Below are 11,277 nucleotides of genomic sequence, written 5' to 3'. Positions count from 1 at the left end.
ACTGTATAGTATACTATATTTCTCTCTACGACAACTATCTTAACACATAGGGAAATAAGCAGTTATGAACTTTAATATGTTCCTAACTGCTTATTATAGAGTATTTACATACCAGCCATTTTTCTGCATTCATCTGCACATTTATGACATTGTGCTGAACATTTTTTACAATGTTCATCTTTAAACATTTCGCATTCTTGTGCACACTTATCACAAATAGTAGCACAGAGTTGACAGTGTTCTTTTATAAATTGTGCATTCATTGACATGAGTGATGCCGACATTTGGCACATTTGTGCACATTCAATAAGGATACTTATACAGTTTTTCCTTGCATGAGCGTCAGATTCATTTAAACATGCCTTGAAACATTCATAGCATGCTTGAGCACACCTATTACATTCATCAATGCATGATTGGTATTTATCTGTTAAATTTGTTGCTATTCCCATTTTAAAACCTCCTTAAAACAATTTTTAACCATTAAGTATAATCTCCAGAGAACATACTATTTATACTGAAGATAGCTATTTGTTATGTCAATTTATCTTCTTCATATTTTCTCCACAATTACAGTTTATAATTTATTTATATCAAAATAATAATATAAACCTGTGCGAGGAGGTTATTTGTATGTTTTGTAATGGACTTTTAGGCTCTGGCTATGCCACCGGAGGTATGTTTCTAATGATGGGCTTTGGATTCTTAATATTTTTAGCATTAATTTTCCTAGCTTTTAAACTAATTAAATTTAATTCACCTTCGCCCTACTCATTATCAAATAATTCGGCATTAATTATACTAAATGAAAGGTATGCTAAAGGTGAAATTAATGAGGAAGAATATACTAAAAAGAAAATTATTCTTTCTAAAAAACACTAGGGGTATTCTCCTATAAAAGCTAGGAGCATGCTCCTAGCTTTTATAATATTATATTGATTTAACTATCTATTTGTTATAAACTAAACACTAATTAAGAATATTGGAGTGAATAAATGATTAAAAAAATTAGAATTTTAGTAGTTGATGATGAACAGAAGGTTCTAAATGTGATTAAAGCTTACTTAATCAAAGAAGGATTTGAAGTCTTAACTTCTATGGATGGAGAAGATGCTTTAAATATATTTAACAATGAACAAATACATTTAATTATATTAGATTTAATGCTCCCTAAAATGTCTGGTGAAAAAGTATGCAATAAAATTAGAGCTACCTCTTCAGTTCCAATTATTATGCTTACAGCGAAAACGGAAGAAGACAATAAAATAGACGGGCTTGCTATTGGCGCTGATGATTACGTAACTAAACCATTCAGCAATCGAGAACTAGTTAGTAGGGTTAAAGCTATTATACGACGAACGTATAGAGATAATAATCCACTAGCAGAGCTATTGATTATTAATAATGGTGACTTAGAAATAAATGTTGAAAAAATGGCTGTAAAAAAACAAGGCCTGCCTATTACCTTAACTTCTAATGAGTTTAAAATTTTAATTGCACTTTTAACTAATCCTGGGCAAGTATTCTCAAGAGAACAATTAGTTAATAAGGCTTTTGGCACAGATTATGATGGGTTTGACCGAACTGTGGATACCCATATTAAAAATATAAGATATAAGATAGAGGATAATCCAAAAAATCCAAGATATATAATTTCAATATATGGAATGGGGTATAAATTCCAGGGTTAATTGCTAAAGAACTTAACACTAAAGAAGGTATGAGGTGGTTTTAAATGAAAATGTCCTTAATGAAAAAATTATCCATAGGTTTTCTTCTTACTGCATTTGTATCTATACTGATTGCAGGCTTAGTTTCAAATTATATGATTGGTAAAAAATTTAGCAATTATTTAATTACTGAACACAAATCAAAAGTAGACAAAATCGCAACCGTAATAGATGGCTTATACGATGAGAAAACAGGCATTTCAACTAGTAACAAAGCGGAAATATTAAGATATTCAAATGCAGAGGAATTGTATATTCAAGTAAAGAATGCAACTGGAGTTATTGCTTTCACCTCAGGTAGTTCAGAATTACAAAACAAAACTATGATGGGCTCAATGATGGGTTCAATGATGAATAATTATTCTTCAATTAAGCCAGGTCAATACACTGAAGATAGCTACCCATTAATTAAAAATAATAAAAAATTAGGAACTATAGTCTTTGGATATTATGGAACCTCTTTTTTGAATACAGGAGCTCTAACTTTCGAAACAACGTTAAATCATTCTTTTTTTCTTTCTATTTTTATAGCTTTAATCTTTGGATTAATAATCAGTATTTTTCTTTCAAAACAAATATCATTACCTTTGACAAAAATAATGGATACAGCTAATAGAATGCGAAGCGGAAATTTAGAAGCAAGATCTCATGTTGTATCTAAAACTAAAGAAATAAACGATTTAACAATTTCTATAAACTATCTAGCGGAAACCCTACAAAAACAAGAGCATCTTCGGAAGCGTTTAACTTCTGATATGGCTCATGAGCTTAGGACACCCCTTACCAATTTAAAATCACATATAGAAGCATTGCTAGACAAAGTTTGGGAACCCACAGAGGAGATGCTCACAAGCTTTTATGAAGAAATAGAAAGATTAATAAAATTAGTTGAGGGCCTTAACGACATAGCGAAGCTAGAACAAACAAGTCTAAATTTAAATAAATCAGAATTCAACTTATCTTTAGAACTAAAAAAAATAATAACATCTTTTGAACCTTTATATGAAACTTCAGGTACAAGAATTTATTCAAATTTGATTCCAAATGTTGAAGTATTAATGGATAAAGATAAATTAAAGCAGGTAATGTATAATCTGCTTTCTAATTCACTTAAATACTCCAAAATAAATGGAGAGGTTTTATTAACTCTAAAGTCTGATAATAATAGTATTATTATAGAAGTAAAGGACAATGGAATTGGAATTTCTAAAAAAGATTTACCCTTCATCTTTGAAAGATTTTACAGAAGTGATGAGTCTCGTGACAAAAACACAGGTGGTGCAGGTATTGGTCTAACTATTGTAAAAGCTATTGTTGACGCTCACACAGGTACAATTAGTGTCAACAGCATCTTAGGTAAAGGAAGCACCTTTTTTCTTGAATTTCCTAATCAAATGTTAAATCCAGATAAATAACATATCTGGATTTAATTATTCCCCATATATAACAATCACATCACATAAATAATATTAATTATAATTTGATTTATTTTATATTTACGAACTATATATCTTTATATTATCTACACATCTATTTTGTATAATTTAAATTGTAATTATATTCATAGAATTAAAAACACAATCTTATTATCTATAAAACTTTCAAGATAAAAATTCATTGAATACAACATTAACTATATTAAAAATTTTAGGAGGTAATAAGATGAGTGTTAAAAAAGAAAAGATAAAAGTCTTCGACATGACATGTACATCATGCGAATCAAGAGTAGAAAGAGCAGTCACAAAATTAAATGGTGTTAAAAACGCTTTCGCAAGCTTCAGTAGACAATCTCTAACTATAGAATATGATACAGATCTCTGTAATCTTGAAAAAATCCGAACTGCTATAAAAGCTACTGGTTATAGTACAGAGGGGTCAAATGGCTACAAAATAGCTGGTATATTTATAATTGTAGCAGCAATTATACTCATTGGAAATTCATCAGGTGGAATTGACATGACTTCTAGACTCAATGGTGCTACATATTTTGTTCTATTCATTGTTGGAGTTCTTACCTCAATACATTGTGTAGGTATGTGCGGTGGAATAATGCTATCGCAAAGTATAAATAAAGATAATAAAAGTAAATTTGATTCCATCAAACCTGCCATCCTATACAATACAGGTAGAGTTCTATCGTATACAGTAATTGGGGGCATAGTTGGTGCTCTAGGTTCAGTACTTTCATTATCAATATCGGCAAAGGCTGGGCTTCAAATATTTGCAGGTGTCTTTATGATAATAATGGGGCTTAATATGAGTGGCTTTAGCTTATTTAGAAAACTTAATTTAAAGCTTCCTTGGTCAACTTGCTCAATTAAGAAAAAACCGAAAACTCCTTTTTTAGTTGGCGTTCTAAATGGTCTTTTGCCCTGTGGACCACTTCAGACAATGCAACTTTATGCTTTAGGAACTGGGAGCGCTTTTAATGGTGCCTTATCAATGCTATTATTTTCTCTTGGCACAGTCCCTCTAATGTTGACCTTTGGAGCATTATCAGGTCTTATTACCAAAGGCTATACAAAAACTCTTTTAAAATTTAGTGGAATACTAGTTGTAGTTTTAGGTATTGTTATGGGTACTAGAGGGCTAGCATTAGCTGGTGTAAACGTGCCTTCTACATCTACAATTATTGCTAGTTTATCTGGTAATAAAACATTGACATCAGCTCCACCTGCTGCTAAGCCAACTATAAAAAATGGAGTTCAAATAATTAGAATGACAGCAGATGGTGCAGGATATACTCCAAATGGTATATATGTTCAAAAAAACATGCCTGTAAAATGGATAATCGATGGCAAAGCATTAAACTCCTGCAACGGACAAATTATTGTGCCTTCGTTAAATATTAATAAGAACTTACAATCCGGTGAAAATATAATTGAATTTACACCAAAAGATAAAGATATAAGCTTTAGCTGTGGAATGGGTATGATTCGTGGAGTAATTAAAGTGGTTGATAATATAAAAACTGTTGATACATCAAAACCCGATTCTTCAATACCAGCTCCATCCAGTGGAATGCCTGGTTGCACCATGGGTAGTGCATCTACTGCACCTGCTGCAACTGCTACTCCTAAAACTCCAAGTATTTATGGAACAGATGTGAATAAAGTTAAAACCAGTAGATTGGTCCAAAAGGCTATAATTTCCGGAAACAACCAGGTTCTTTTGATTAAAGGAAAAGGTTATGAACTTGAACCGCTAATTGTAGTTGCAGGAAAAAATGTTAATACAATTTTAAGCTTTGATTTAAATAAATTTGACAATCCTAATGGAATTTTTAAAATAGCTTCATCTGACACCGGCAACAATTTGACTACTTTTAAAGGTAAAAATGGGACTGTTAAAGTAGCTATTACATTTAGTTCAACTGGCATCTATTCTATTAAAAAGGATGGCAATATTGTAGGTGGTGTAGTTGTTGTAGATGATTTAGAAAAGACAGATTTAGAAAAAATTAGAAAAGATTATATTAGTGATTAATGTCCTTATAATAATCATTACCACAATGGTAGGACAAAATAATTTGGTACCTATGTTGAACTATAGGTGCCAAATTATTTTTCCCGTTATTAATTACTAAAAACTGGCTCAATTATAAATTAAAATTTAAGTTTAATCTAAAATTTGATACTGCAACTCAAATATCAATTTTACCCACCTATATTGACTAATGCAAGTAGTTTCATATCATATGCAGAATTATCTATCAATTTTACTTACTGATGCTATAACCCTAATAACCATTTCTAATGGATTTTTAAATATAACCACTTACCACTTGGCTTTCCTTAAATTCAGCATTAGAAATTTATAATGAATTTTTATTTTATATAACCAATTTTGATCTTAATATGACATAATATATACTTGTAATCCACCTCTAAATAATACAGAGCATAAATAACCCCGTATGAATTAAATTCCTACGGGGTGTGTGATTTTTCATTTAAATTATGAAAATAACCTTATATTTAAATGTTAATGGTTATTCCTTTAAAAACGCCATACACATTTCCTTATTTCGCAAATTAAAAATTATCTAATATTTTTTCACTTAAAAATTACGAAAAATATTATCTTTAATCCTGTTACACTCTAATTTCAACTAATTCTGTTCTAATCCTAAAACTTCGTACCCTGCATCCTCAATAGCCGACTTAATTACTTTATCTGTGGTGTCATCGGCTATCTCAATAGTTGCAAAGCTTTTTATGTAACTTACATCCACATCTTTTGCCCCAATATCCGTTAAAGCCTCACTAACACAGTCTACACAATGGAAACAATTCATACCGCCTACAAATATTTTCATTTTCATTTTTATTTCTCCTTTCAAAAATATCTATATAATTATTTTGATTACTACATATATAATAACTAATCCTTATGAAGATTCTATAAAAAACATAACATTGTAAAAATTATTTTAATTAAAGAGAAAATAGAACAAATGAGTTCACCTCTCCATAACTAACTATCTTTAATAACTAATTTATCACCAGTATATACAAAAACTCCCTGTAGGTTATTAAAGTTTTTACATATCTTTGGGTATTTTTACAATAAATTCAGTTCCTTGATTTATTATACTTTCTACACTTATAGTTCCCCTATGAGCTTTAACAATTGACTGAGTTATTGTAAGCCCTATTCCTGCTCCACCTGTTAGTTTATTTCTTGATTTATCTGCTCTATAAAATCTTTCGAATACATATGGTAAATCTTCCTTTGATATCCCTATGCCTGAATCTTTTACGCTTAATTTAACATAATCCCCATCTTCAAATAATTTAGCTTCAACCATTCCGCCCTTCTTGGTGTATTTTAACGCATTTGACATTAGGTTTACTAAAACCTGACTTATTTTATCCTTATCCGCATGCAAAACAACATCCTTATCATGAAAAATGAATTCTACTTCTTTATTCAAAAATTCTTTTTCAAAATTAAAACTGATATTATTAATGACTTCTGCTAAATCAAATTTAGTCTTATTTAATATAAGATTTTCACTTTCATACTGAGCGAGTTTTTCTAAATCGCCTACAAGTCGATTTAATCTAAGTATTTCTTCATGACAGCTGATTAATCTATCAGTAGTTGGTTCCCATATTCCATCTATTAATGCTTCCATGTGGCTCTGCAATGTTGTAAGTGGAGTTCTGAGCTCATGTGAGACATCCCTAGTTAATCTCTTTCTCAACTTCTCTTGCTCATAAAGAGAACTTCCAAGGTTATTTATTGATTTAGTAAGCTTGTCTATCTCTTTTATGTCGGATTTCTTTTTAATCCTTTGATTATAATTCCCTTTAGAGATCATCTCTGCAGTATCTATTACATTTAGAATAGGCCTACTTAACCTCTCAGCCATTAAAAGTGCGACTATTAAAGCAATACACAAAGATGCTACTCCTACACTTATCAGTATTTTATTAAGAGTTTCTGAATACAAAATATCATTATCATTATAGTAAAATGGTCCATAATATCCTATTTTTATAGTTCCTATTTTATTAGTGTTATTATTTATAGCATAAGTATCATTAATATATATACCCTTCCAATTTGGAAAAAGTTTTTCCATAGTAGTAGTCAAGTGATTTTTAACCTCTTCACATTTACTGTTATCATAAGTCTCAGCATCCCAAATCATTTTACCTGATGTATCTTTTACACTAATAAATACTCCATTTTCAATTGCATCTATGCCAATACTTTTAATTACATCAGTATTAAACTTTCCATTTTTAGAATACTGTTGACTTACAGCTGTAACAATAATATTGTTTTTTCTTTCATGCTCCTGAATAACATAACTTTTAAATTGTTTATTTAAAAAAAAATTTGAAAGGATACTTATAAGCACTACACAGATCATCGTTACAAATATATATGAAAGTGATAATTTTTTTCTAAGACTTTTCTGGCTTTTCTTCATCTTCATCTCCTCCAAGCCTATAACCTGTTCCATACACAGTAATTATGTACTGAGGTTCTTTAGGGTTAGTTTCTATTTTCTGTCTTAAATTTTTAATATGAGTGTCTATTGTCCGGTCAAAGCCTTCATAATTTCCTCCCAATGTATTATTTATGAGCTCTTCTCTTGTAAATGTCTTATGTGGATACTTTAATAGTGTCATCAGTAATTTATATTCCGTTGTAGTTAGATTTACATTCACATCATTCTTTTTTATCTCTTTTTTAATAATATCAACAATTAAATCATCACCTTTAAGTGAAATAATATTTGATAGTGGTACTATCTCTTCATTTAGTCTTCTAAATATAGCGAATATCCTTGCCATAAGTTCTCTTGGACTAAAAGGTTTGGTAATATAATCATCTGCTCCTATATTTAAGCCTGAAACTATACTCTCCTCATCAATTTTTGCTGTAAGCATTATTATTGGCACTCTAGATTTCTTTCTTACTATTTTACATATATCTTCGCCTGTCATATCTGGTAGCATTAGATCAAGCACAATTAAGTCTAGGTTAATACTATTAATTATTTTCAAAGCCTGTTTCCCATCAAATGCTTCAACTACCTCACATCCTTCTTTCTCTAGGTATGATTTTACAACTTGGACTATTTTATATTCATCATCCACTATAAGAACTTTTTTCATTTCAAGCATACTTTTTCCCCTATTCTTTAAGAAATTTATTTAAACTTCTTAAATTATTTCTATATTTATACTTTACTTACCCATTTAACAATATGTGTGAGTTTTATATGTTTTATAATTTATTTTAACATTTAATTGTGTAGATTTTATGTTGAACATAAGCCTTTATAAAACAGTAAAAAAGCCCATGCATTGTTCTTTACACAATGCTGGACTTTTCATATTATTATTTTATTCTATATATACTTACTACTTCATGATCTACTATCTATAACTTATACCATTAGGAGTTTTAAAAATTTTAACTGATGATACAATTTTGTTGGTAATAAATGTATTGAATGTATTAAATGAATTTTAAAAGTATATGTTGACCATGGTAAAACATAATCTGCTTTTTAGCAGACTTATAAGTTTTTAATAGAGAAATATGGTGAAAAAATAGCAATTCAAAAACTTATAGGAGTGATGTCTATAAATCTTCCCAATAAATTTTTTCATTTTTATCATCTATTACAGCGGATTTATCAAATAATTTAATTAATACAATTGCTAATATTAAACCAATGATTCCTCCAATAATCATAAAAATTTGAGTAGGTTCTCCAATGAATTTTCCTATATATTGTCCTAAAAACACTCCAATAACAACAACCATTATCGGAAGAACAAAGAGCACGAATGAAGCTAATAGTATATTGGTCTTTTTTTCTTTCAAATTAACTTTTCCTATGTCTTTTTTAGATTTATTTATTTTCATATTACTCTCCTTTCCAATACAAACTTAACAACTAATAAAAAAATAATCCAGTTTTAAACATTATCTAATTAACGCTTTCGAACCTGATTACCATAACATATACAAACCCTTCATACAGTTCAGTTCTCTCTTGAAGTTAAATCTTCATTGTAACCTTTTGTAAGATTTACTACTACCTCTTTAACCACCTAAATTTTAAATTTGTTTAACCTATCCGTAGACTGTAGAACCATGTTTCTTAACTATTACAAGAATCTCTTTATACTTAGAACTAAATATTCAATATTAAAAACACATTGAATCATATAGATATCTTAAAATATAGAATAATTTTATTTTAAGATATAATATGAGTAATAACGGGTTGCATTTTATCATTGTCATGAGCAAATTTATCGAATTTTTTTATGTTTGACAATGACAATACAAATGTTATTATCCCACCTCCTATTTGAAAATTTCGTACAGAATAACCAAGTGTTTTAGCTAGTACTTGTCCAACTAAAACTCCTATTACAACTGCAACAAGTGGGACTATATATACAACAAAAGCCGCCATTAACATGTTTGTATCTTTCATTTGAAACGAAACTCGTTGTCCAGCCTTAGCTCCAATAGGATTTTTAGCCTCTATTACAAGTGAATTATCACCTGGGCATGCGCCACAATTCTTACATTCATTGTGCCTACCTACTTTGACCTTTGCATTATTATTATCAAATATTTCTATTATAAGTCCTTCCTCATCTTTTACCATCTTACAACACCTTCCTCATATACTAAAATACTAACTATATTAATCATTCTATTTGATGAATAATAATTTTCTACTTACTGAATTGAGTAGCAATTATAAATTAATTTATTACTATATATATTCTAATAAAATATTTAAAGCAACGATATATAATACAAAATAAACAGTCCAAGTACTATATCTCATATAATACTTGGACCTTTTATTAACTAAGCTTTCTCAATCTTTACAACATCATAACCAGCATCTTCAATAGCTGTCTTTATAGCATCATCAGTTATATCTTCGCTAATTTCAGCGGTAGCAAGCTTTTTATCAAGGTTTACATCTACGTCTTTTGCCCAAATTTCTTTTAACGCCTCGCTAACATGGTTTACACAATGCATACAACTCATACCTTCTACTAATATCTTCTTTTTCATTTTTTATTTCTCCCTTCAAATTTGAATTTTATCTATCTTAATGGCTTAAAGCCTTTTAAGCGTAAAGCATTTGTTAATACTGAAACTGAACTAAAACTCATTGCCAATGCTGCAATAATGGGGTTTAAAAGTGGACCACCAAATAAATGTAATACTCCCATTGCAACTGGTATACCAAGAATATTATACCCAAAAGCCCAGAATAAATTTTGTTTGATATTTGTTATAGTTTTCTTACTTAGTTGAATAGCCGTAGGTACGTCCATTAAATCGCTTCTCATAAGTACAATATCGGCCGACTCCATTGCAACATCTGTGCCCGATCCTATGGCTATACCAATATCAGCCTGTGCAAGTGCCGGAGCGTCATTAATTCCATCCCCAACCATTGCCACCTTTCTGCCTTCTGCCTGAAGTTTTTTAACTTCATTTGCTTTATCTTCTGGTAGTACCTCTGCTAGTATTGTATCAATACCAACTTGCGCGGCAATAGCTTCTGCTGTCCTTCTATTATCACCAGTTATCATAGCAACCTGTATTCCCATACTATGAAGTCTTTCTATAGCTTTCTTACTATTTTCTTTTACTGTGTCTGCTACGGCAATTATTCCACTTAATCTACCATTAATAGCAATAAACATAGGTGTCTTTCCTTCCCCCGCGAGTTTATCTGATACATTCTCTAAGTTTTCTAAGGAGACATGGCTTTCATCCATAAGTCTTTTATTGCCCAATAAAGTTATATTGTCATCAATGATCACCTCAATACCCAGCCCTGGAATAGCCTTAAATCCTGTTGATTTTTTTAACTCCATACGCCTTTCCTCAGCTTCTTTAACAATAGCTTCACCAAGTGGATGCTCTGACCCTTTTTCTGCGGTGGCTGCTATCTGAATTAAATAATCCCCACTCATACCTTTTACAGTAACTATATCTGTTACCTTTGGTTTTCCTTCAGTAAGTGTTCCTGTCT

General features: G+C 30.2%; 12 protein-coding genes. 4 read left to right on the top strand and 8 right to left on the bottom strand.

Annotation, left to right across the window (positions count from 1 at the left end; translation table 11 throughout):
• Positions 1–104 precede the first annotated feature (104 nt).
• Positions 105–452, bottom strand: coding sequence for a four-helix bundle copper-binding protein (locus tag Q0649_RS16385; protein WP_298844509.1), 348 nt, complete (start codon positions 450–452; stop codon positions 105–107).
• Positions 453–633: 181 nt separating this feature from the next.
• Here Q0649_RS16385 and Q0649_RS16380 point away from each other — a divergent pair, with 181 nt between their 5' ends.
• From Q0649_RS16380 to Q0649_RS16365, 4 genes are all read left to right on the top strand, one after another.
• A complete protein-coding gene (locus tag Q0649_RS16380; protein ID WP_298844507.1) occupies positions 634–882 on the top strand; it encodes an SHOCT domain-containing protein in 249 nt (82 codons plus the stop codon).
• Between the two features lie 113 nt (positions 883–995).
• A complete protein-coding gene (locus tag Q0649_RS16375; protein WP_298844505.1) occupies positions 996–1,691 on the top strand; it encodes a response regulator transcription factor in 696 nt (231 codons plus the stop codon).
• A gap of 44 nt (positions 1,692–1,735) precedes the next feature.
• A complete protein-coding gene (locus Q0649_RS16370; RefSeq protein WP_298844503.1) occupies positions 1,736–3,145 on the top strand; it encodes a HAMP domain-containing sensor histidine kinase in 1,410 nt (469 codons plus the stop codon).
• Between the two features lie 247 nt (positions 3,146–3,392).
• Entirely contained in the window at positions 3,393–5,216 is a 1,824-nt protein-coding gene (locus Q0649_RS16365; protein ID WP_298844501.1) for a sulfite exporter TauE/SafE family protein, read from the top strand.
• A gap of 625 nt (positions 5,217–5,841) precedes the next feature.
• Here Q0649_RS16365 and Q0649_RS16360 read toward each other — a convergent pair.
• The 7 genes from Q0649_RS16360 to Q0649_RS16330 form a co-directional block, all read right to left on the bottom strand.
• Positions 5,842–6,054: a heavy-metal-associated domain-containing protein gene (locus Q0649_RS16360; protein WP_298844498.1), complete on the bottom strand. Its 213-nt coding sequence runs from the start codon at positions 6,052–6,054 to the stop codon at positions 5,842–5,844.
• Positions 6,055–6,273: 219 nt separating this feature from the next.
• Entirely contained in the window at positions 6,274–7,674 is a 1,401-nt protein-coding gene (locus Q0649_RS16355; protein WP_298844497.1) for a cell wall metabolism sensor histidine kinase WalK, read from the bottom strand.
• Positions 7,649–8,374, bottom strand: coding sequence for a response regulator transcription factor (locus Q0649_RS16350; RefSeq protein ID WP_298844495.1), 726 nt, complete (start codon positions 8,372–8,374; stop codon positions 7,649–7,651). Before Q0649_RS16350 ends, Q0649_RS16355 begins: the two co-directional genes overlap by 26 nt.
• Positions 8,375–8,837: 463 nt before the next feature.
• Entirely contained in the window at positions 8,838–9,125 is a 288-nt protein-coding gene (locus Q0649_RS16345; RefSeq protein ID WP_298844493.1) for a SoxR reducing system RseC family protein, read from the bottom strand.
• Positions 9,126–9,462: 337 nt separating this feature from the next.
• Positions 9,463–9,882, bottom strand: coding sequence for a SoxR reducing system RseC family protein (locus tag Q0649_RS16340; RefSeq protein WP_298844491.1), 420 nt, complete (start codon positions 9,880–9,882; stop codon positions 9,463–9,465).
• Between the two features lie 209 nt (positions 9,883–10,091).
• Positions 10,092–10,304, bottom strand: a complete 213-nt coding sequence (locus Q0649_RS16335; RefSeq protein ID WP_298844489.1) for a heavy-metal-associated domain-containing protein — start codon at positions 10,302–10,304, stop codon at positions 10,092–10,094.
• Between the two features lie 32 nt (positions 10,305–10,336).
• A partial coding sequence (locus Q0649_RS16330; RefSeq protein ID WP_298844487.1) for an HAD-IC family P-type ATPase occupies positions 10,337–11,277 on the bottom strand: 941 nt, incomplete at its 5' end.

This window comes from uncultured Clostridium sp., from assembly GCF_937920395.1.
Classification (GTDB): domain Bacteria; phylum Bacillota; class Clostridia; order Clostridiales; family Clostridiaceae; genus Clostridium_AD.
Note: the sequence above shows the minus strand (reverse complement) of the source record. Positions and strands in the feature narration are given on the sequence as shown.